Genomic DNA, 22,389 nt, shown 5'->3' on the forward strand with positions numbered 1-22,389 from the left:
ATGATGAGATTACAAGGGAAAGTTTCCGTTATTACAGGTGGGGGCGGAGGAATTGGGCGCGCTACAGCACTAAGGTTCTCAAAAGAAGGTGCTGCTGTGGTAGTAGCAGATCTGGATGATGCAAGTGGTGAAGAAACGGTCAGACTCATTCACGAAAAAAAAGGAAGTGCACTCTTTGTCAAGACGAATGTGCGGGAAAGTGAAAGCATTCAATCCCTCGTACAAACAACGGTAGAACATTTCGGAGGTTTCGATATCCTTATCAATAATGCAGGAATCGGACAGTCGGAAGTCAGGAGTATTGATCTGGACGAAAACGAATGGAATGCCGTATTGGATACAAACCTAAAGAGCATTTTTCTGGGAATGAAGTATGCCATACCTGAATTGATGAAAAAAGATGGTGTAATTGTGAATGTATCGAGCCTTCTCGGTTTAAAGGGCCGCAAATACGTGTCAGCCTACAATTCGGCAAAAGGTGGTGTCATCCTACTGACACAAAATGCTGCCCTGGAATATGGAAAGGATAATATTCGAGTGAATGCAGTAGCGCCTGGGGTTATTGATACGAACATCATCAATGGTTGGAAGAAAGATGAGAAGAAATGGTCGGCGATCTCTCAATCAAATGCTCTAAGACGGATTGGAAATCCAGAAGAAGTCGCATCAGCGATTCTGTTTTTAGCTTCTGATGAGGCTTCCTTTATAACCGGTGCCACACTATCTGTTGATGGTGGAGGATTAATCTTTTAAGGTACATTCAGAATTAGTATATGAGTAATCTGAAATGGAAGGAATGATTTTATGACAACTAAATCTTGGCTCAGTCATTACCCTTTAGCGTATGAGACTGAAATTCCTGCGGTGGATTTTTCAATACCAGAAATGCTTCGACATACCGTTTCTTCATTCCCGGATCATCCATGTATCAGCTTTTATCAAAAACGGATCACGTATGGTGAACTTCAAGGTGCCGTCTCCATGCTTGCTTCATCCTTTCAACATATTGGATTGAAGAAAGGAGACAGGGTGGCGATCATGCTCCCGAACTGTCCGCAATATGTGATCTCTTATTATGGAATCCTTACATTCGAGGGAATTGTCACACAGGTGAATCCGATGTCAGTTGAAAGGGAATTAATCCATCTGCTAAATGACTCGGGAGCTGAGACAATCGTCGTATTGGACCGTTTTTATCCTATGGTTAAATCTATACAACAGGAAACAGAGATCAAGACGATTATCGTAGTCAGCCTCCAGAAGGAATACAGTGCTTCAGACTACTCCTTTGATGAATTTTTAAGGGTGGGGGATGGTAAAGTATCGCCCGTGTCGATAAATCCTGAAGAAGACGTGGCAGTCCTTCAATATACAGGTGGGACAACCGGTGCATCCAAGGGAGTTATGCTCACTCATAAAAACATTCTTTCAAATGTCATTCAGAGTCAACTTTTCTTTAAAGAGAGCATCGAAAGAGGAAAAGAGAGAAGCCTGAGTGTGATTCCGTTTTTTCATGTGTTTGGGATGAATTCCTGTATGAACTTTGCGGTCTATTCGGCCAATGAAATGATCTTGCTCCCCAGGTTTGAATTGACCGAAGTATTAACAACGATTAAAAACGAACAGCCTACACTGTTCCCAGGTGTGCCGACGATGTACGTGGCAATCACCAATCATCCACAGGCAGAAGAGTACGGAATTGATTCTATAAAGATTTGTAATAGCGGAAGTGCCCCGATGCCAGTAGAGTTATTGAATCAATTCGAGAAGAAAACAGGAGCGAAAATATTAGAGGGATACGGTTTATCAGAGGCTTCACCAACGACTCATTGCAACCCAGCTTTTGCAGAAAGAAAGCCGGGAACCGTCGGAATCGGCTTTCCATCCACAGACTATAAGGTAGTCGATTTAGCGACTGGTACTAAGGAGGTTCCTTTAGGGGATGTGGGCGAACTCATAATTAAAGGCCCTCAAGTCATGAAAGGCTACTGGAATTTACCTGAAGAGACTGCCCACGCCCTTCGAGATGGCTGGCTTTACACAGGGGACATCGCCCGGATGGATGATGAAGGGTATGTATCAATAGTAGACCGAAAGAAGGATATGATCATTGCATCAGGATACAATGTGTATCCGAGGGAAGTCGAGGAAGTCATTTACGAGCACCCAAGCGTACAGGAAGCTGTTGTAATCGGAGTCCCGGACTCTTATAGAGGAGAAACCGTTAAGGCAGTGGTCGTCTTAAAGTCAGGGGAAAAGGCATCTGAAGGAGAATTGGTTCGATTCTGTCAGGAGAATATGTCTTCATTCAAGGTACCAAGAATCATCGAGTTCCGTGATGAGCTTCCTAAGACGAGTGTTGGGAAAATATTAAGAAGAGCTCTGCGTGAAAGCGTGAGGTAATATGATATAATTCAGGTGATATTTGCAGATTGAGAGGATTTCAGATGAAAGAAAAACTTACAGAACATGCTGTACGCTTATTTGATGAGAAGGGGTTTACTGTTACTTCCATCCAGGACATCGTAGAATCCATTGGTGTAACGAAAGGAACATTCTATTACTACTTTTCCAGTAAGGAAGAGCTGTTAAGGGAAATTCACATGAGCTATATTGATGGCTTATTATCTAAACAGGAAAGAGTTCTTGGGGATGACCGGAAGAGCTACATGGAAAAACTATATGATATTGTCCATCTTTCCATTCTGGACATTAAAGAGCAAGGGGGCAGTGCCAAAGTATTTTTTAGAGAAATGAGGCACTTGAGCAAGGAAAGTCTGGAGGCAATTGAGCCTAAGCGGGATATGTATCGATATAATATTGAAACTCTCCTGAAAGAAGGTAGGAAGAACGGGGACTTTCATGAGGTCTTTGACGTATCGATTGTAGCTTTTGGAATTCTCGGAATGATGAATTGGAGCTACCAATGGTATAAACCTGATGGTGCGAAATCCGATCATGAAATTGCCCGGACTTTTGTCGATATGGTATTAAAAGGGATTGAGTCATAGTAAATGGGAAATCATCTACAGGATTTCCTTTCGAATTAACATACCGACTGGTTAGTATTTATGGAAGGAGAGGGCGTGCAAATGGAAACCATCATGGTAACGAGTAGATTTTGCGAAACGGATGCATTAGGTCATATCAACAATACAACTTATTTTGTTTATTTAGAAGAAGCAAGAATTAGATTCTTTCAAGCTCTCGGATTTGATATGGATGTGAAAGACTGGCGATTTATTCTGGCTTCAACCAAATGTGACTTTATATCCCAAGGATATTTTAATCAAGAGCTGAAGATCACCACCTATCTATCAAAAATTGGATCAAAGAGCTTTCAATTAGAGCATGATATCTTATGTGCGAACACCCATCAATTGATAGCAAAGGGAAATGCGGTGATCGTTTATTTTGATTTTCTTGAGCAGCAAAGCAAAATGATCCCTGAGTTGTTAAAAGAGCAGTTAAGCATTCATCTTCAATCAGAAAAGACTGAATATTCTTAATTAGGGAGGGGTAACATGACTGAAAAAACAGGATATGAAACGGTAGCGGTGCGACAAGGAGAAGAACTGAATGTAACCAATTTAAAATACTTCTTGAATGAGCATTTCCCTAACTTCATTCAAGAAGACCTATCCATAAGGCAATTTTCTGCGGGACACTCAAATCTGACGTATTTATTAAAAATGGGTGAATGGGAAGGTGTTCTGAGACGGCCTCCCTTGGGACCCGTGGCTCCAAAAGCTCATGATATGAAAAGAGAATTTAGGATTCTTTCAGAAATTCAACCACTATTCGGGGTTACACCGGAGCCGTATGTATTCTCTGATGATGAAAGGATCGTAGGCAGCCCATTTTTTATCATGGAGCGAAAAAGGGGTGAAGTATTTGATACTTCCTTTCCCCCGCATCTCCATGTAACCCCAGATGTCTGCAGGAGAATATCGGAGGAAATGGTTTCTAAACTGGTGGAACTTCATTCCATTGATCACAGAAAAACAACTCTTAATGAAATCAGTAAGCCCGAACATTTTATGGAAAGACAAGTACACGGGTGGATCAATCGTTACGAGCGTGCCAAAACAAGTGAAATTGGTGAAGTAGATCAGCTGACACACTGGTTGATAAAGAATGTACCAGGAAATGCTGAATCGACAATCATTCATTATGATTATAAATTAAACAATGCCATGTTTTCTTCTGACATGAAATCCATGGTGGGGTTATTTGACTGGGAGATGGCGACCGTTGGCGATCCCCTTGCAGATTTAGGTGTCGCTATGGGGTATTGGATACAGAATGATGATCCCGAGTTATTAAAGTTCGGTCTTGGAAAGCCTCCGGTAACGATCATGGACGGTTTTTACAGCAGAAGGCAATTTATCGAAGAGTATGCCAGGAAAAGCGGCAGGGACGTGAATCATATCCTTTTTTATTTATCTTTTGCTTACTTTAAGCTCGCAGTCATTGTGCAACAAATCTATTACCGCTTTAAGATGGGGCAAACCAGGGATCCACGATTTTCTCAATTTGATCGGTTTGCGGAATCTTTAATCACCCTTGGAAATCAAGCTGCATTCGAGCGCCAGGAATAAAGACAAGGAGATGATCGAAACGATGAAAACCTCTTTACTAATTGAAACCACTGACCGGGTGCTTACATTGACATTAAACAGACCGGATAGCTTGAATTCCTTTGATGAGAGCATGCTTACGGGAATCGTCGAAGCACTCCAGCAAGCAGAACATAATGAGGAAATTAGAGCCATTGTGATTCGCGGTGCCGGGAGGGCCTTTTCTGCAGGCGGCGACGTGAAAACAATGGGGAGCGCCACATCAACAGAAATCTATGAACATATCGGGATATTAAATACATGCATTAAAGCGATTAAGGAAATAGATAAACCGGTCATCGCCTCGGTACACGGCTTTGCAGCAGGTGCCGGATTTAATCTGGCCCTCTCCTGCGATTTGATTATCGCTTCAGAAGATAGTCAATTTGCTTTAAGCTTCTCTAAAGTAGGTCTTATATCCGATGGCGGAGGTTCGTATTTTCTTCCACGCATCATCGGTCCTCATTTAGCGAAAGAATTCTTCTTTTCAGCAGAACCTGTGGCTGTAAGAAGAATGTATGACTTAGGTGTGGTAAACCGTATTGTCCCTTCTGAAAGACTTGAAGAGGAAACAACTGTTTGGGCTCAGGAATTAGCCTTGGGTCCAAGTAAAGCATATGGAATGATGAAGAAAATGATTGATCGTTCATTCACCACATCATTGGATGAAATACTTGAACAAGAACGAATCACACAAACAATGATGATTTCAACTGAAGATCATGCTGAGGGAGTTTCAGCATTTAAAGAAAAAAGAAGACCATCTTTTTCAGGGAAATAGGAGGGATTAGGATGAAAGCCATTCAGTTTAAAGAGTTTGGAAGCCCTAATGTATTAGAGAATGTGGATATAAATGTTCCGGTGCCTCAAGGTAGAGAAGTCCTTATCGAAGTTCATGCATCTGCAGTCAATTATGCTGATACAGCAAGACGGGAAGGGCAATATGTGGTAAAAACCCCACTCCCATATATTCCGGGTTCTGAAGTGGCGGGAATCGTCACTGAAGTGGGAGAAGATGTGACGAGAGTAAGAAAGGGAGACCGGGTTGTAGCCATGATGGATTCCGGAGGTTATGCAGAATTTGCCCTGACAGATGAGCGTTCGGTGATCCCCCTCCCATATGGATTGGATTTCAAAGAAGCTGCCGCCATCCCTGTTCAGGGTTTAAGTGCCTATCATATTTTGAAAACATTGGGAAGAGTGCAACAGGGAGAAGCCGTCCTCATTCATGCAGCTGCTGGTGGCGTTGGCCTGCTTGCCGTCCAACTGGCAAAACGTTTTGGAGCAGGTAAGGTGATTGCCACGGCCAGTACAGAGGAAAAGTTACGTCTTGCTGGGGAAATGGGGGCAGACGTATTAGTCAACTACACTCAGGATGGCTGGGAAGCAGACGTCTTAGAAGCAACAAATGGAAAGGGCGTAAATCTGGCATTGGAGATGGCTGGCGGTGACATTTTCTATAAAACGTTAAAATGTCTCGACTATTTCGGAAGAATGGTTATTTACGGAGTAGCAAGCGGGGAGCAGAGCAGATTTTATCCTTCTTCATTGATGGCAAAGAATCAATCTGTTATCGGGTTCTTCCTCCCTCCTCTCATGAGAGATTCCGAACTTACCCAGAAAACCCTTCATGAAATCTTTCATTACGTCGCGTCCGGGGAATTGAAAGTAACGGTTGGTCATGTGTTTCCTTTAGAAGAAGCAGCAAAGGTTCATTCACTCATGCAGGCAAGAAAAACGGTAGGAAAGGTAATCCTGCAACCAAAATTCTAGGACTTTATAGGGGGGAACCGGTATGAACTTACGGTTATCAGATGAACAAAGGATGATTCAAAAAACCATCCGTAAATTTGTTGAGAAAGAACTTATACCTTTAGAAAATGAAGTGCTAAGAAATGAACGGGAAGGAAAACCAAGTCTTTCCCCGGAAAAAAGAAATGAGCTACAGTTAAAAGCAAAGGAAGCAGGGTTCTGGGGGATCAATACACCAGAAGAGTACGGCGGAGCGGATCTCGGGCAAATGATGATGGCCATTGTATATATGGAAATCTCCAAAACCTTTGTGCCTTTCAGTTTCGGTGGTTATGCAGACAACATCCTATACTATGCCAACGAAGAACAGAAAAAGAACTATTTGATCCCCACTATAAACGGAGAGAAAAAGTCCTGCTTTGCCATGACGGAACCGGGAGCTGGATCCGATACTCAAAACATTCGGATGACCGCAGTGAAGGATGGAAATGAGTGGGTGTTAAATGGTGAAAAAACCTTTATTACGGGCGGAAATGAAGCAGACTTTGTCATGGTCATGGCGGTGACCGATAAGGAAAAGCATCGGCGAACGGGTCGGGACGGAGTAACCTGTTTTATTGCCGATCGTAGGATGGGATGGACATCTGAATACATTCATACCATGGGGGAATGGGGACCGGCCAGTCTGTTTTTTGATGACGTGCGGGTGCCTGAAGAAAATATTCTGGGTGAAATTGATGGTGGCTACAATCTTGGCCTGGAATGGATCGGGTTCGCACGGTGGATTGTAGGGGCACAAGCGGTAGGAGCAGCGGAACGCTTACTTCAAATGGCGATTGACTATTCAAAGGAAAGGGAGACATTTGGAAAGCCAATCGCGGATAGACAAGCGATTCAATGGAAGATCGCTGACTCTGCCGTGGAAATTGAAGCTGCCAGATGGCTTGTGCTAAATGCAGCATTCACGCTGGATCAAGGAGAAGATAATCGCCATGTTGCATCGATTGCCAAGCTGTACGGATCGAATATGGGCAATCGGGTAGTGGATCGGGTCCTTCAAATTCACGGAGGGATGGGCTACACAAGAGAGCTTCCCATCGAACGCTGGTATCGTGAAGCAAGATTGTGGCGGATTTATGATGGTACTGATGAAATTCAAAAACTGATCATTTCACGGAATCTATTAAAAGGGCATGTAAAAGTGGGCCAATTTGTTTAAAGGAATAGGGAGGTAATGTGAATGGGTGATAGATTTAGAGGAAAAGTAGCTTTAGTAACAGGCGGGAGCCGGGGGATCGGTAAAGCGATTGCAAAGCTCTTTGCAGAAGAAGGGGCAATGGTTGCCATCATTGACGTGAATGAAGAGGCACTTTTGGAAATCAGCGAGGAATTGAAAAAGTATGAAATATATACAAAAGTTGCGAATGTAATAGAATCCCGGGAAGTAGAAGAGGCCATAAACGAAGTCTATGAAACTTTCGGCTCCGTTGATATTGTCATCAACAATGCAGGAGTCATCAGAGACAATTTGCTATTTAAAATGACCGATAACGATTGGCAAACGGTCATGGATGTGCATTTGAAAGGATCATTTAACGTAGCAAAGGCAGCGCAAGGTCATATGGTGAAGAACAGGTATGGCCGTATTATTAATATCTCGTCTACCTCTGCACTCGGTAACCGCGGACAGGCAAATTACGCTACCGCTAAAGCAGGTCTTCAAGGTTTAACGAAAACTCTGGCAATAGAGCTTGGACCTCTGGGCATTACGACCAATGCAGTCGCCCCCGGATTCATCGAAACGGAAATGACTAGAGAAACGGCGAGGCGGATCGGAATACCCTTTGAACAACTGGTGGAAGCGAGTCTTCAAGGAATTCCTGTAGGAAGGAGCGGGCAGCCGGAAGATATAGCGAATGCAGTGGCGTTTTTTGCGGATGAAAGCTCGTCATTCGTTAACGGTCAAGTCCTATACGTAGCTGGCGGGCCGAAAGCCTAAAGGGAGAAAGAGGTGAAGGATATGTTTGAATCTTATATTGGTAAACGCTCAACTTCCGTAGAAAATTGTGTGGAAAAAGGAGCGGTCCGTAAGTTTGCCGAAGCCATTGGAGATCTCAATCCCATTTATGTTGATAAAGAAGCAGGAAAGAGATCCAGGTTCAGGGGGAATATCCCTCCCCCCACTTTTCCCAGAGTGTTCGACTATGGAACGATTGAAGGTTTTCATTTACCGAACGTCGGGTTAATTCATGGTGAACAATCTTTTCACTATGAAAGACCACTGAAGGTCGGGGAATGTATTCAGTGTTACACGAAAATAAAAGATTACTATGAACGGAAAGGATCGGGTGGAACACTTGGTTTTCTTGTAATAGAAGACATCGGTGAAGATTCAGGAGGGAAAAGGGTTTTCACTTCCGAAGCGATTGTCATTATCACTGAAGCGGTTAAAGAGAGGTTGGGAATATGACTAAACTATCATCCTTTAATATAGGTGAAATCCTTCCCCTTGTTGAGTTAGGTCCAGTCTCGAGAATCGACTTAATCAAATATGCAGGAGCCTCGGGGGATTATAACCCCATTCATACGATCGATGAGGAGGCGCATAAACTGGGTCTTCCAGGAGTCATTGCTCATGGCATGTGGACGATGGGCAATGTCTCCAAGCTTTTTAGTGATCTTTATGAAGAAGGATATATCAAAGAGTACACCGTCCGGTTTAAAGGGATGGTTTTATTGAACGATGTCATTACATTGATTGCAGAAGTATCAGAAAAACAGGATGATCTCATACATTTTAAAGTTTTTGCGGTCAACCAGGACCAGAAAAAAGTGATCGAGGGTAAATTAATCTTTCAATTATTTTGATCACTCAGGTGAAAATAGTGTCCTATAGCGTTAATAAAGCGAATAGAAATAAAGAGAAAGAAGGCTTTACAAGAAAAATAAGCCAAAAGACATAAATCCGATAGAGAAACTCGGGTTGACTTCCTTGTAGAATATGATATTATTTAGAATATTAAAATTAATAACTCTTATCCAGAGTGGTGGAGGGATCTGGCCCTGCGAAGCCCAGCAACCTACGTTATGTAAGGTGCTAATTCCAGCAAAATGTGAAGTCATTTTGGAAGATAAGGTATCCTTACCTGAACAACTTTCCAAAATGGAGGGTTGTTTTTTTTCATTCATGTTTTTCTGGATAAGATAAAAATTGGGGGAATCATGTGACTAAAGAAAAAAATCAAGAAGCAGATTATGATGTTGTAGTCGAAAAGATCACTTCGATGTTGAAGACGATGAGTTTTGGATCGATTACAATTGTGGTTCAGGACGGTAAAGTCATTCAATTGGAGAAAAACGAGAAAGTGCGAATTAAATAAGCTGACTAGACAAACTAGAGGCGCATAACACAGATAAAGGAAATTCCTATATCTTGTTATCGCCTCTTTTTGTTTGGATGAGCGGGAAAGGGGTGTATCATGTTAACCTATCGAACTTGGAAAAAACCATCCATCAATTTTGAAATTGATCCGGTCTATAAAGGAGCGCTTAACGTCCTTGAGTGGACGTATGATCATTATGGTGAAAGTGTCGTATATGCATGCAGTTTTGGCATTGAAGGGATTGTATTAATCGATCTCCTAACCAAAGTGCAACCGAAAGCAGCCATAGTATTTCTTGATACAGGTGTTCATTTCAAGGAAACCTATGAAACGATTGAAAAGGTGAAGGAGAAGTATCCTGGTATCACCATTCATATGAAAAAGCCTGAATTAACGCTCCAAGAGCAAGCAGGAACATATGGAGATAAGTTGTGGGAGAGAAACCCCAATCAATGCTGTCAAATTCGAAAGCTTGACCCTTTAAAAGATTCCTTATCCAAAGGGAATGCTTGGATCTCAGGATTAAGAAGAGAACAATCACCTACAAGAAGTCAGGTTGAATTCATCAATAAGGATGACAAGTTTCAATCAGTTAAGATTTGTCCATTGATTCACTGGACGTGGAAGGAGATTTGGAGGTATGTCCATAAGCATAACCTATCCTATAATCCACTTCATGATCAGGGGTATCCAAGTATCGGATGCTTCCATTGTACAACACCATCCATAGACATCAATGATCTCCGCTCCGGTAGATGGAAAGGAAAAGGGAAAACCGAATGCGGTCTTCATTAAAAAGAGGTGACATTCTTTGCTTGAAACATTCGCCCTGATCATAAGCTTGTTCTTCGCTATGAACATTGGTGCCAGCGGAGCGGCAGCATCGATGGGGGTTGCGTATGGTGCAGGAGCAATAAAAAACATCAGGAATTCATTATGGATCTGCGCTGCAGGTGTCCTGAGTGGTGCTGTTCTTGGTGGTGGAGAAGTAGTTAAAACCATTAGTTCAGGGATTATCCCGCAGCATGTACTCTCCATCAAAATCGTGGTCATCATTTTGTTATCCGCCACCATATCCTTGTTCCTTGCAAATGTGATAGGGATCCCGCTGTCTACAAGTGAAGTAACGGTAGGAGCGGTTGTAGGAGTTGGAGTCGCATATCAAGTTCTATATGTGAAATCACTTTTAACAATCATGTCATTCTGGGTGATTGTCCCGGTCATTGCCTTCGGGATTACATGGGTATTCGGTATATGTTTAGTAAAACTTGAAAAGCGTGGTTTCCATTTTGAAAAAAGGTGGCTTGCGTACCTTTTGATTATCGCCGGATTCTTTGAAGCGTTTTCGGCAGGGATGAATAATGTAGCCAACGCCGTCGGTCCATTAGTGGGTGCGGGTTTAATGTCTCCTTCTCGGGGGATTTGGCTGGGTGGCTTATTCGTTGCCCTCGGAGCTATCATACTGGGGAAAAAAGTAGTGGAAACAAACGGGAAAAAAATTACACACTATTCAAAAGCCGAAGGAATCCTCATTTCTTCTACAGGAGCGATCCTTGTGATGGTGAGCTCACTGTATGGATTACCGATTCCGCTTACTCAGGTTACTTCGTCCTCGATCATAGGCCTCGGGATGGCGAAGAACGGCAAACATATGCTGCAAAAGAAAATTGTCAAAAAAATCGTCAAAATATGGGTGGTCTCTCCCCTGATTTCACTTAGTATTTCATATTTTTTAGTAAAGCTCGTGATCGATAGCGATCTATATTCGATTGTGGTTCCAATAAGCGTCATTATCGCAACTGTGGGAGCACTATCCCTCATGCGAGTGATCAATGAAGAAAGGCGATCCGTTCACGAAGACGGAGGCGGAATTTAATCTTAATTCCGATTAAAACAATATGTTAAGGAGGATAAATGATGAGTTTACAGCCCCACGGAGGAACGCTTGTTCAATCATATTTACCAGAAGAGCCCTATGAGGATATTCTCCATGAGATCCCGTTAGACGAAACCGCGTTAAGTGATTTGGAACTTATTGGAATAGGTGCATACAGCCCTATAAATGGATTCTTGACTGAAGTTGATTATCAACATGTAGTAGAAAGTTTACGTTTGCGAAACGGCAGCGTGTGGAGCATCCCGATTACCTTGCCCATTGCAAAAGAAAAAGCAGGAGACGTAAAGAAAGGCTTAAAGAGCCGCCTTGTTTATAAGGGGGAAACATATGGCCTCATTGAAGTCGAGGATATTTATGAACCAGACAAACAGAAAGAAGCCTTTCTCGTATACGGAACGACCGACAAGGATCATCCAGGTGTCAAGAAATTATTCCAACGTGGAGATGTGTATGTAGGTGGGAAAATCAGCCTTATTAAACGTCTTTCCAAACCGTTCAACGAGTATACATTTGACCCAAGTGAAACGAGAAAGTTGTTTAAGGAAAAGGGATGGAAAACGATTGTCGGTTTCCAAACGAGAAATCCTGTTCACAGGGCCCATGAGTATATTCAGAAAACGGCATTGGAAACCGTGGATGCACTCTTCTTAAATCCGTTGGTTGGCGAAACAAAGGCGGATGATATCTCAGCGGGCATCAGAATGGAGAGCTATGAAGTTCTATTACAGAACTATTACCCTAAAGATCGTGTGTTTTTAGGAGTCTTCCCTGCTGCCATGAGGTACGCCGGTCCAAGGGAAGCCATCTTCCATGCACTGGTACGAAAAAATTATGGATGCACGCATTTTATCGTCGGGAGAGATCATGCCGGTGTTGGTGATTATTATGGTACCTATGATGCACAGAAAATATTTGATCAGTTCAATGAAGAAGAGATAGGGATTACCCCTCTCCGCTTCGAACATAGTTTTTACTGTGAGAGATGCGAAGGGATGGCGACTACGAAGACTTGTCCTCATGATAAGAGCGATCACGTTATTTTATCCGGAACAAAAGTGAGAGGAATGCTCCGTAATGGGGAAGTTCCCCCTTCAACGTTCAGTCGCCCTGAAGTGATCGAAGTGTTAATTAAAGGCCTAAAGCAAGAAGCTAGACAAACGTCTTAAGGAGGATACCGGGTTGAATGAAAAATCAGAAAACGTCGTATGGCATGAAACCGCAGTAACGAAACAAGAGAGACGAAAAAAAAATGGACATCAAAGCTTTATTTTATGGTTCACGGGTTTATCCGCCTCAGGGAAATCGACTGTCGCCAATGCATTGGCTCACTCTCTTTTCGAACAAGGACATCAGGTCTATGTTCTGGACGGTGATAATGTCCGTCATGGATTAAACCATGATTTGGGATTTAAGGAAGAAGATCGCAAGGAGAATATTAGGAGAATTGGCGAAGTGTCCAAACTTTTCATCGACAGCGGTCAAATTGTGCTGACAGCCTTTATTTCACCATACAGGGAAGATCGTGCTCTCGTACGAAAGTTAGTGGAGATTGATGAATTTATCGAAGTTTATGTGCATTGTTCTTTAGAAGAATGTGAAAAGCGCGATCCGAAAGGCTTGTACAAAAAAGCACGTAACGAGGAAATCACTCATTTTACGGGAATCAGTGCTCCTTATGAAGCACCTGAAAAACCGGAAGTGGTACTGGATACAGAGAAACATTCAATTGAAGAATGCGTGGAGTACTTACTAACTGTATTGAATCAAAAACAACTTATATAAGGGGAGAAAATCATGGCATATTCAAAATCATGGGAGTCAAATGAAAAATTGAACAAAACAGAACAATGGAAACTGGAGAAAGACGGGTTGTCTATCTTTGAAGATATTCCTTACTATGCGGAAAACGGCTTTTCTTCGATTCCGAAAGAAGAGTGGGATAAATTTAAATGGGCAGGTTTGTATTTACAAAGACCAAAGGAAGACGGCTATTTCATGATGAGAGTGAACGTTCCCTCGGGAATCCTGACACATGAACAGGCTCTGGAGCTCGCTGCCATTTGTAAAGAGTATGGAAGAGACGTCTATGACATCACCACCCGACAGGCGATTCAATTTCACTGGTTGAAGATTGAACAGATTCCGGACATCTTCAAACGTCTGGAAAAGGTCGGATTGTCTTCTGCCGGTGCATGTGGTGATATCACACGTAATATCGTCGGGAACCCCCTTGCAGGGATCGATCCTGATGAACTTTTTGATACAAGGAGTATTGTGAAAGAAGTGTATGATTTCTTCCAGCATAACGAAGACTTTTCTAATTTACCGCGAAAATATAAAGTAGCCATTTCCGCAAATATCAATAATGCGTCGAATGCTGAAATCAATTGTGTTTCCTTTGTTCCTGCGAAAAAGCTGATTGACGGTAAAGAAGAAGTCGGCTTCCATCTGAAGATTGGTGGAGGATTGTCCGCAAGACCATTCCTAGCCCAAGAGTTGGATGTATTCATCCTTCCTCACCAAGTGAAGGAAGTCGCAATAGCCGTCACCACGATTTTTCGCGACTTCGGTTATCGGGAGAAAAGACATTTGGCCCGGTTAAAATTCCTAATGGCAGATTGGGGACCGGAGAAATTCAAAGAAACCTTGTTACAGTATGTTGAACTTTTACCTGCGGGAGAAGATGCCGTGGAAGGATGGAATGCAGGATATTTCTACGGAGTACATCCACAGAAACAGGAAGGACTCAATTATGTGGGGCTGAATGTTCCGGTTGGACGCTTAAATTCTGATGAAGTATATGAGCTTGCGAGGATTTCCAAGAAATACGGGAATGGAGAACTGAGAAACTGTAATTCTCAAAATCTCATCATCCCCAACATTCCAGATGAACAAGTAAATGCTTTGCTTTCTGAGAAAATCTTTGATCGCATTTCAACAAGTCCACTATCCTTCATCGGGTATTCCGTATCATGCACAGGCATCGAATATTGTAATCTCGCTTTAGTGGAAACGAAGGAAAGGATGAGGCAAATCGCCAACCAATTGGATCGGGAACTTTCATTGGATGTCCCTGTCAGAATCCACATGGTGGGATGCCCGAATTCATGCGGCCAACGACAAATCGCCGATATCGGGCTACAAGGAATTAAAATGAGAACAAAAGATAAGAAGATGATCGAAGCATTTGAAATATACGTAGGAGGAACTCTTCAAGACGGTGGAAAACTGAATGAAAAGTTAAAAGGGAAAGTGGAAGCAGGCAACCTGACAGGAGTGGTAAAGCAATTGCTCCTTCATTTTAAACAAACAAAAGAACCGGGAGAAGCCTTTTTTGACTATATCAACCGGGTCGGTACCGCTCCCCTTCAAGAATCGTTAGATCAATTACTTCAGAAAGCGTAAGGAGGCATGCTGGATGAACTTGTATCGATTTGAAGTGACTACTCACGACTTCGTCACGATTGTCGTAGTAGCGGCTGAATCAGATGAGAAAGCCTTTGATCTAGTAGAAATTGAATTAGAGAAGTATTTTTTGAAAAAGCCTGATGTGGTAGACATCTCTCTTTACGAGAAACGTAGAATCCGTGGGAATGGTGCAGGGTTTGTTCTGCATGAACAGGAAACAATCTTAAAATCTTAAGGAGGAAAAATGGATGGGGAAGGTTTACTTGGTGGGAGCGGGTCCTGGAGATCCTGAATTAATCACATTAAAAGCATTGAAGTCAATACAAAAAGCAGATGTCATTTTATATGACCGTCTGGTGAATAAAGAGCTTCTCTCCTATGCAAAGAAAGGAGCCGACTTAATTTACTGCGGGAAACTGCCAAACTATCATACGATGAAACAAGATACGATCAATCATTTTCTCGTGCGTTACGCCACCAGTGGCAAGGTAGTGGTGAGATTAAAAGGGGGTGATCCCTTCGTTTTCGGCAGAGGTGGAGAAGAAGCAGAAGCCCTTGCAAAAAAAGGAATTTCCTTTGAAATCATCCCCGGGATCACTTCCGGCATAGCAGCGGCTGCCTACGCAGGAATTCCCGTTACACACCGGGATGCCAGTTCAAGCGTCGCCTTCGTTACGGGACATAAACAAAATAATCTACAAGAAGATGAAAAGTGGGAAAGTCTGGCCAAAGGAATCGATACACTCGCTATTTACATGGGGGTCGGCAATCTCCCATATATTAAAGAAAAGCTCATTCAAAACGGTAAGTGCAAGGAAACGCCTGTGGCACTGGTCCATTGGGGAACAACGGAAGTGCAAAGAACCGTAACAGGCACGCTGGATACGATTATCGATATTGTAAAAGAAGAGAAAATTGAAAACCCGAGCATGATCATAGTCGGAGAAGTGGTCCGTTTCCGGGAGAAGATTCAATGGTTTGAAGAAGCCTTTGATAAGAAATCGATCATGAGTGAGGCACTGTAATTGACAGGCGCGGTCTTATACATTTGTCATGGAAGTCGTATTGGGAAAGCCCGTGAAGAAGCCATTGATTTCATTGAAAGATGCCAGAAACATGTTAAAGCGGATATTCAGGAAATAAGCTTTCTGGAGCTTGCATCACCTTCTATTGAAGAAGGGTTTGAAACATGCGTGAAAAAAGGAGCTTCACACGTTTCCGTCGTTCCGCTTCTCCTTTTGACAGCGGTTCATGCGAAAAAAGATATTCCAGAAGAAATTCAAAAGTGTCAAGAAGCCTATCCTTGGATTACGGTAACGTATGGTAATCCTATTGGGGTTCACGATAAGATGGCTGAAAGTGTGATAAAGAAAATACACGATGCTGCTTCAATTGACTCTTCCACCGTTGCCGTATTGATAGGAAGAGGAAGTTCAGACCCCGATGTTACAAAGGATTTAGGAGCCCTGGCTGAACTTGTACAACGAAAGACAAAGTTAGCAGGTGTAAAGACCTGTTACTTAACAGCGGCCTCACCAAGCTTTTCAGAGACCTTGGAATCTGTCAGGAATACAGAGAAAAACGTCATTTTTATTCCCTACTTGCTGTTTACCGGGTTACTTATGAAAGGAATTGAAAGGGAGATCAGCCGAACCGAAAATGAGCATATCATTCTGGGGAATTATTTAGGGTATGACCCTCTTGTGGAAGAAGCATTCCTGGACCGGGTGAATGAAACCCACTTAGTTAAAGGAGAATCACATGCTGCCAATCATGATTGATGTGAATGGAAAACAAGTAACGATTGTAGGCGGAGGGAAAGTGGCGTATCGTAAACTCTCTGTATTTTTAGAACAGGGAGCAAGGATAACAGTCATCAGTCCTGATGCTGTAGATGGAATTCAAGCATTACATGAAGACAATAGAATTTTATGGGTTAAAAGAGAAGTGGAACCAGATGATTTACGAGATGCTTTTATCGTCATCGCAGCCACGAATGAACGATGGGTGAATGAACAGGTTAAAATCCATTCTGAGGAAAACCAACTTTTATGCGTGGTGGATGACGGTGATGGCGGAAATATGCAGATGGTCTCCTTTAGGCAGAAAGGTAATTTGACGATTGCCGCCTCAACAGGCGGAGCAAGTCCATTCTTAGCTAAAAAGCTTACCAATCAATTCTTCCAATCATTTGATGATTCCTATATAGAAAGGCTTGCTTTCATTGCCTCTAAGAGAAAAGAAATCAAGGCATCAGACTTGACTGATGGTGAGAAAAGGAAGCTGTTACAGGAACTTTCTGAACGGGTGTAAAGTGGATGAAACTTTATGCCCGTTCACTCGTTTTACGAACATTTTTATAAATTACGTGCATATTGTTAAGAAATGAATCTTTACAAACTGTCAAGTTCCCGTTATACTATCCAATATCAAATCAATATTCGTTTTCACTCATATAATAGCGAGGATATGGCTCGCGAGTTTCTACCGGATTACCGTAAATGATTCGACTATGAGTGAGCAATGGATTGTCCTACAACACGGACGCTCTTTGCCTAACCCAAAGGTCATTGTCTCACTCTAGCCAGAGCACAATAGCCTTTGGGTTTTTTTTGTAGACTTCCAAGTTCTATTACATTAAAGGAGCGTTTTGATTATGAATTTATTAAAAAACAAGATTGAAGATGAAGGTGTCGTCCTTTCAGATACTGTATTAAAGGTAGATTCATTCCTGAATCATCAAGTGGATCCTGAATTGATGATGGAGATCGGGAAAGAATTTGCACGCCGTTTTAAAGATCTGGGAATTACGAAGGTGTTAACCATTGAGTCGTCCGGAATTGCTCCTGGCGTGATGGCTGCTCTTCAATTGAATGTTCCACTTGTATTTGCACGAAAGCGTAAATCATTAACCCTTTCAGAAGGGGTTCTTACATCAACGGTTTACTCCTACACGAAGCAGGAAGAGAACACAATCTCGATTTCCAGTAAATACATAGGAGAAAATGACCGTGTCCTATTGGTTGACGATTTCTTAGCAAATGGACAGGCGGCCTTGGGATTAATCGATTTAGTTAAGCAAGCAGGCGCCCATGTTGCCGGCATCGGGATTGTCATAGAAAAGTCCTTCCAAGACGGAGGAAAGCTCGTTCGTGAAACAGGATACAGAGTTGAATCATTAGCGGAAATCCATTCCCTTGAAAATGGCAAAGTGACATTTAAGCAAGAGGAGGTGCGGGTATAATGAAAAATCAGCCTATTAAACTGGCGTCACTCGGGATTCAACATGTTCTCGCTATGTATGCCGGAGCGGTCATCGTTCCACTGATCGTAGGAGGAGCATTAGGATTAACGGGAGAACAGCTGACTTATCTGGTATCCATTGATATCTTCATGTGTGGGATCGCCACCTTATTGCAAGTATGGAAAAATCGTTTCTTTGGGATAGGACTTCCAGTCGTACTCGGATGTACGTTTACGGCTGTAGGGCCTATGATCGCGATTGGTGGACAGTATGGTATTTCAGCGATCTACGGTTCGATTCTGGTTTCAGGTTTATTCGTTATTGTAATCAGTAAGTACTTTGGGAAACTGGTTCGTTTCTTTCCTCCTGTAGTGACTGGCTCTGTAGTAACGATCATAGGGATTACCTTGATTCCAGTAGCCATGAACAATATGGCAGGTGGACAAGGGAGTGCTGATTTCGGTTCATTGGAAAATTTGTCTCTTGCTTTTGGAACGTTGTTCTTTATATTAATCCTTTATAAATTCTTTACCGGTTTTGTCCGCTCTGTTTCCATTCTACTGGGATTGATAGCAGGAACAGCCGTTGCATTTGTACTAGGCAAAGTAGATTTTAGTGCAGTTGGGGATGCCTCCTGGTTTCATATGGCAAAACCTTTCTACTTTGGAATGCCGACGTTTGAAATAACGGCAATCCTAACCATGATACTAGTAGCAATGGTGAGTTTAGTAGAATCTACAGGAGTTTATTTTGCTCTGGCTGATATTAGCGATAAGAAGGTTTCAGAAGAAGATTTATCGAAAGGATATCGTGCTGAAGGATTAGCCATAGTTCTTGGTGGGTTGTTCAACGCATTCCCCTATACCGCATATTCCCAAAACGTAGGCTTGGTCCAGCTTTCAGGAGTGAAGCGAAACAGTGTGATTTATGCAACAGGAGCATTTCTCGTGATTCTTGGGTTGGTACCCAAGATTGGTGCTTTGACGACAGTGATTCCTGCTTCAGTATTGGGCGGTGCGATGGTGGCCATGTTTGGAATGGTCGTAGCTTATGGGATTAAGATGCTTAGCCATGTGAATTTTGCATCTCAGGAAAATCTATTGATTATCGCCTGTTCAGTCGGAATGGGATTAGGAGTAACCGCTGTTCCGGAATTATTTGCCCAAATGCCATCCAGCATCCGAATCTTGACGGACAACGGGATTGTTGCTGGAAGTATAACAGCCATTGGACTGAATATGTTTTTTAACGTGTTTTCTAAACGCAAGCTAAATGTTGTGTTGAATGAGCAGAAAGCTTCGTAATCATTGTTGTAGAAAGAACGTCACCTTTGCACGATTGGAAGGTGACGTTTTTATTTTCGAATATATTTCTGAATTATCAGATATCAAAGAAGGGTATACATACAACTGTCTCGAACATAAATGAATAGGGAATGTTGCAATAAGGGGAAATACCTTAAGTTAAAGGGGGAGAAATATGTACGCAACGACAGGATCCATTTTTGATCAAACGGTAGAGAAATTTCGGAACAAGGAGGCGATTGTAGAAGAAAAAACAGGTACCCGGTTAACCTTTGCACAGTGGCAAGATGAAGTTCACCGTGCAGCCAATGCGTTACTAAAGGCAGGTGTGAAAAAGGGAGATCGGGTTTCGACATATCTATTTAATACGCTGGAGTTAGCAACTGTGTACTTTGCGTGTGGGAAGATTGGTGCGGTGATTAACCCAATTAATTTTCGCTTGAAGGCTCAAGAAATACACTACATTTTGAAAGATGCCGTACCAAAGGTCGTGATATTTGAAGAAGCCCTCACCCAACCGATTGAGCGGATTTCTCAAGACTTCCCACAGACCCTTTTTTGGTATGTTGGAGAAGATGCCCCTACCTTTGCTCAAAGCTATAAAGAAGTTGTGAATGCATGTTCGAATGACTTAATAGACATCCCTGTTGAAGAAACGGACGCATATGCGATTATGTATACGAGCGGTACTACCGGGAGACCAAAGGGTGTGCTGCACAGGCATAGGGATATGGCAGAGCAAAGCTTGATTTGTACGTCTGTTATGGGGCTGACACCAAATGACATAGGACTTGTTACAGCCCCTATGTTTCATTGTGCCGAACTTCATTGCTGTTTCCTTCCACGTGTTCAAGCAGGAGCGAAGAATATTATCGTTCATCAGTTTCAACCGCAAACCGTATTAGAAGTGATTGAACGGGAAAAGGTCAGTTCCTTTTTTGCTGCGCCAACGATGTGGAACATGCTTCTGCAACACGGGGTAGATGATTATGATACTACTTCTTTACGTATCGGTCTCTATGGGGCAGCACCAATGGCACCAGTCCTTGTGAGGGCCCTCCATGAGAAAATGAAGATTGACTTGATACAAGCCTATGGTCAGACCGAGATGGGTCCAGCGGTTACCTTCCTTCTTCAGGATGAGCAGTTAACCAAGACAGGCTCCGCAGGAAGGGCTGCCTATAACCATGAAATACGGGTAGTCAAACCGAGTGAAAACGGCCCTTCTGAACCGGATGATCTTTGCAAGCCTGGTGAAGTCGGGGAAATCATTGTTCGCGGTTCCTGTACAATGCTTGAATATTTCAATCGCAAGGAAGCGACGGAAAGAGCATTGTATAAAGGCTGGTATCATTCCAGTGATTTAGGTTATATGGATGAGGATGGGTATCTATACGTCGCTGATCGGGTGGATGATATGGTCATATCGGGAGGAGAAAATGTGTATCCCCGTGAGGTAGAGGACGCTCTGCACGCTCATGAAGATATTGTAGATGTCGCCGTGCTAGGTCAGCCTCATGAAAAGTGGGGAGAACAGGTGATTGCCGTTGTTGTATCCAAAAATCCTTCATTGTCTCCTCAAGATCTCGATTTCTTTTTGAAAACGGGGGATCTGTTGGCCGATTATAAGCGGCCACGTGAATATATATTTGTAGAAGAACTTCCTCGGAATGCAAGTGGTAAGATTCAAAAGTTCCTGTTAAGGGAAAGTTTTCCTTCGAAAGAAAAACTAGTTTAAATTAATGTAAGAAAGGTAGATTTGGATTGTAAATATCCATTCTACCTTTCTTTTTTTAATGAAGTGACCGGTAAAAATCTGAATAATAAAATTTTTCATTGAATATGAAGTATATAATGCAATATACTATAAAAAATGAAGGATTTCCTTCAGTGAACAGAAAGGAGTAGTCATGGATCAAAAATCAATTGCACGAATCATTAAAGATAATTATTCCTCCTTATCTGCCGGGCAAAAAAAAGTGGCTGAGTTGATTCTTAAGCATCAAGGTGAAGCAGCGATACTCACGGCTTTTCAGATGGGGAGGAAAGTTGGTGTAAGTGAAACTACTGTGATTCGTTTAGGATATGCTTTAGGCTTTAAAGGATATTCCGAAATGCAGGAAGTGGTGAGAAGGGATTGGTTAGAGAAGGAGCAGGTAAATGAAAATGAATCATTTCCTTCATTCTCAAACGAAGGTGATGAGGAGAGTGTATTCAGTAAGGTCATTGAAAAAGAAAAATCCGTGCTGGAGCAGCTAATGAATCAATTAGACGTGAAAGAAATATGGAAAACGATTGATCGCTTAATTCAATCAGAGCGAGTTTATATCGGTGGGTTTGGAAGTTCTTATGGAGCGGCTTATTGGATGTATTATACGTTAAAACAATACAGGGCAAATGTATTCATTTCTAGTCCAACAGGGTTTGTTCCTGAAGATATATGTGATTTGAACCAAGATTCTACTGTCGTTATGTTTTCGTTTCCCCGGTTCCGTACAGAATCTTTTGAGCTTGTGGAGAAGGCAAAATTACAAGGTTCTTATGTCATTGCGATCACCAATAGACAATTATCACCTCTCGGACAGATTTCTGATCTGACACTGACGACCGAAGAAGGGATGAATTCAGGACATCATTCGATTGGATCTGTCGTAAGTTTAGTTGAAATCATTTTAACCGGTCTTCAACATCGAGATCAGGACAACATAAGTAGTCGGCAAAGGAAGCTGGAGCAATTATATACAAATCAGAGGTTATTTATTGAATAGAACAGAGGGGTGGA

The 22,389-nt window shown here is 42.4% G+C and carries 25 protein-coding genes and 2 riboswitches; all 25 genes read left to right on the plus strand.

Annotated elements, in window-relative coordinates; translation table 11 throughout:
- Positions 1-3: 3 nt before the first annotated feature.
- The 25 genes from ACFQWC_RS05300 (at position 4) to ACFQWC_RS05420 (ending at position 22,375) form a co-directional block, all read left to right on the plus strand.
- On the plus strand, positions 4-753 hold the full coding sequence (locus ACFQWC_RS05300) for an SDR family NAD(P)-dependent oxidoreductase (RefSeq protein WP_377107247.1): 750 nt from the start codon (positions 4-6) through the stop codon (positions 751-753).
- A gap of 51 nt (positions 754-804) precedes the next feature.
- Entirely contained in the window at positions 805-2,403 is a 1,599-nt protein-coding gene (locus ACFQWC_RS05305; protein WP_377106351.1) for a long-chain-fatty-acid--CoA ligase, read from the plus strand.
- Between the two features lie 44 nt (positions 2,404-2,447).
- The gene (locus ACFQWC_RS05310; protein WP_299737218.1) at positions 2,448-3,011 is read left to right on the plus strand and encodes a TetR/AcrR family transcriptional regulator; all 564 of its coding nucleotides are present in this window, start codon (positions 2,448-2,450) and stop codon (positions 3,009-3,011) included.
- A gap of 81 nt (positions 3,012-3,092) precedes the next feature.
- On the plus strand, positions 3,093-3,509 hold the full coding sequence (locus tag ACFQWC_RS05315) for an acyl-CoA thioesterase (protein WP_299737216.1): 417 nt from the start codon (positions 3,093-3,095) through the stop codon (positions 3,507-3,509).
- Between the two features lie 15 nt (positions 3,510-3,524).
- Positions 3,525-4,601, plus strand: a complete 1,077-nt coding sequence (locus ACFQWC_RS05320; protein WP_377106354.1) for a phosphotransferase family protein — start codon at positions 3,525-3,527, stop codon at positions 4,599-4,601.
- A 22-nt stretch (positions 4,602-4,623) separates the two neighbouring features.
- Entirely contained in the window at positions 4,624-5,400 is a 777-nt protein-coding gene (locus ACFQWC_RS05325; protein ID WP_377106356.1) for an enoyl-CoA hydratase/isomerase family protein, read from the plus strand.
- An 11-nt stretch (positions 5,401-5,411) separates the two neighbouring features.
- Positions 5,412-6,392 carry a quinone oxidoreductase family protein gene (locus ACFQWC_RS05330; RefSeq protein ID WP_299737210.1) on the plus strand — a complete coding sequence of 327 codons (981 nt, stop codon included), beginning with the start codon at positions 5,412-5,414 and terminating at the stop codon, positions 6,390-6,392.
- Positions 6,393-6,414: 22 nt separating this feature from the next.
- A complete protein-coding gene (locus ACFQWC_RS05335) occupies positions 6,415-7,590 on the plus strand; it encodes an acyl-CoA dehydrogenase family protein (protein ID WP_299737208.1) in 1,176 nt (391 codons plus the stop codon).
- Between the two features lie 21 nt (positions 7,591-7,611).
- The gene (gene fabG, locus ACFQWC_RS05340) at positions 7,612-8,370 is read left to right on the plus strand and encodes a 3-oxoacyl-ACP reductase FabG (RefSeq protein ID WP_377106359.1); all 759 of its coding nucleotides are present in this window, start codon (positions 7,612-7,614) and stop codon (positions 8,368-8,370) included.
- 21 nt (positions 8,371-8,391) lie between these two features.
- Positions 8,392-8,841, plus strand: a complete 450-nt coding sequence (locus ACFQWC_RS05345) for a MaoC family dehydratase N-terminal domain-containing protein (RefSeq protein ID WP_299737204.1) — start codon at positions 8,392-8,394, stop codon at positions 8,839-8,841.
- On the plus strand, positions 8,838-9,239 hold the full coding sequence (locus ACFQWC_RS05350) for a MaoC/PaaZ C-terminal domain-containing protein (RefSeq protein WP_299737201.1): 402 nt from the start codon (positions 8,838-8,840) through the stop codon (positions 9,237-9,239). The genes ACFQWC_RS05345 and ACFQWC_RS05350 overlap by 4 nt, the downstream gene beginning before the upstream one ends.
- Positions 9,240-9,403: 164 nt before the next feature.
- Positions 9,404-9,509, plus strand: a riboswitch (SAM riboswitch).
- An 86-nt stretch (positions 9,510-9,595) separates the two neighbouring features.
- Entirely contained in the window at positions 9,596-9,751 is a 156-nt protein-coding gene (locus ACFQWC_RS05355) for a YezD family protein (protein ID WP_299737199.1), read from the plus strand.
- Between the two features lie 99 nt (positions 9,752-9,850).
- A complete protein-coding gene (locus tag ACFQWC_RS05360; protein ID WP_377106362.1) occupies positions 9,851-10,549 on the plus strand; it encodes a phosphoadenylyl-sulfate reductase in 699 nt (232 codons plus the stop codon).
- 58 nt (positions 10,550-10,607) lie between these two features.
- Positions 10,608-11,630: a sulfate permease gene (locus ACFQWC_RS05365; RefSeq protein WP_299739550.1), complete on the plus strand. Its 1,023-nt coding sequence runs from the start codon at positions 10,608-10,610 to the stop codon at positions 11,628-11,630.
- A gap of 41 nt (positions 11,631-11,671) precedes the next feature.
- The gene (gene sat, locus ACFQWC_RS05370) at positions 11,672-12,817 is read left to right on the plus strand and encodes a sulfate adenylyltransferase (RefSeq protein WP_299739548.1); all 1,146 of its coding nucleotides are present in this window, start codon (positions 11,672-11,674) and stop codon (positions 12,815-12,817) included.
- A gap of 13 nt (positions 12,818-12,830) precedes the next feature.
- Positions 12,831-13,433 (plus strand): adenylyl-sulfate kinase, encoded by a 603-nt coding sequence (gene cysC, locus ACFQWC_RS05375; RefSeq protein WP_299737195.1) that lies wholly within the window; start codon positions 12,831-12,833, stop codon positions 13,431-13,433.
- Between the two features lie 12 nt (positions 13,434-13,445).
- On the plus strand, positions 13,446-15,056 hold the full coding sequence (locus tag ACFQWC_RS05380; protein WP_377106365.1) for a nitrite/sulfite reductase: 1,611 nt from the start codon (positions 13,446-13,448) through the stop codon (positions 15,054-15,056).
- 13 nt (positions 15,057-15,069) lie between these two features.
- Positions 15,070-15,294, plus strand: a complete 225-nt coding sequence (locus tag ACFQWC_RS05385) for a DUF3906 family protein (protein WP_299737191.1) — start codon at positions 15,070-15,072, stop codon at positions 15,292-15,294.
- A gap of 13 nt (positions 15,295-15,307) precedes the next feature.
- Complete coding sequence (cobA, locus tag ACFQWC_RS05390; RefSeq protein WP_299737188.1) at positions 15,308-16,084, plus strand: uroporphyrinogen-III C-methyltransferase; 777 nt, start codon at positions 15,308-15,310, stop codon at positions 16,082-16,084.
- Positions 16,085-16,840, plus strand: coding sequence for a sirohydrochlorin chelatase (locus tag ACFQWC_RS05395; protein WP_299737187.1), 756 nt, complete (start codon positions 16,085-16,087; stop codon positions 16,838-16,840).
- On the plus strand, positions 16,821-17,372 hold the full coding sequence (locus ACFQWC_RS05400) for a precorrin-2 dehydrogenase/sirohydrochlorin ferrochelatase family protein (RefSeq protein WP_299737185.1): 552 nt from the start codon (positions 16,821-16,823) through the stop codon (positions 17,370-17,372). Before ACFQWC_RS05395 ends, ACFQWC_RS05400 begins: the two co-directional genes overlap by 20 nt.
- A 118-nt stretch (positions 17,373-17,490) precedes the next feature.
- Positions 17,491-17,592, plus strand: a riboswitch (purine riboswitch).
- Positions 17,593-17,715: 123 nt separating this feature from the next.
- Positions 17,716-18,303, plus strand: a complete 588-nt coding sequence (locus tag ACFQWC_RS05405) for a xanthine phosphoribosyltransferase (protein WP_299737182.1) — start codon at positions 17,716-17,718, stop codon at positions 18,301-18,303.
- Entirely contained in the window at positions 18,303-19,607 is a 1,305-nt protein-coding gene (locus ACFQWC_RS05410; RefSeq protein ID WP_377106368.1) for a nucleobase:cation symporter-2 family protein, read from the plus strand. Before ACFQWC_RS05405 ends, ACFQWC_RS05410 begins: the two co-directional genes overlap by 1 nt.
- A gap of 175 nt (positions 19,608-19,782) precedes the next feature.
- Complete coding sequence (locus tag ACFQWC_RS05415; RefSeq protein WP_299737178.1) at positions 19,783-21,345, plus strand: fatty acid--CoA ligase; 1,563 nt, start codon at positions 19,783-19,785, stop codon at positions 21,343-21,345.
- Between the two features lie 172 nt (positions 21,346-21,517).
- On the plus strand, positions 21,518-22,375 hold the full coding sequence (locus ACFQWC_RS05420; protein ID WP_377106370.1) for a MurR/RpiR family transcriptional regulator: 858 nt from the start codon (positions 21,518-21,520) through the stop codon (positions 22,373-22,375).
- The last annotated feature ends 14 nt before the right edge of the window (positions 22,376-22,389 follow it).

It is taken from the genome of Rossellomorea sp. GCM10028870, assembly GCF_042666755.1.
In the GTDB taxonomy this organism is placed as follows: domain Bacteria; phylum Bacillota; class Bacilli; order Bacillales; family Bacillaceae_B; genus Rossellomorea.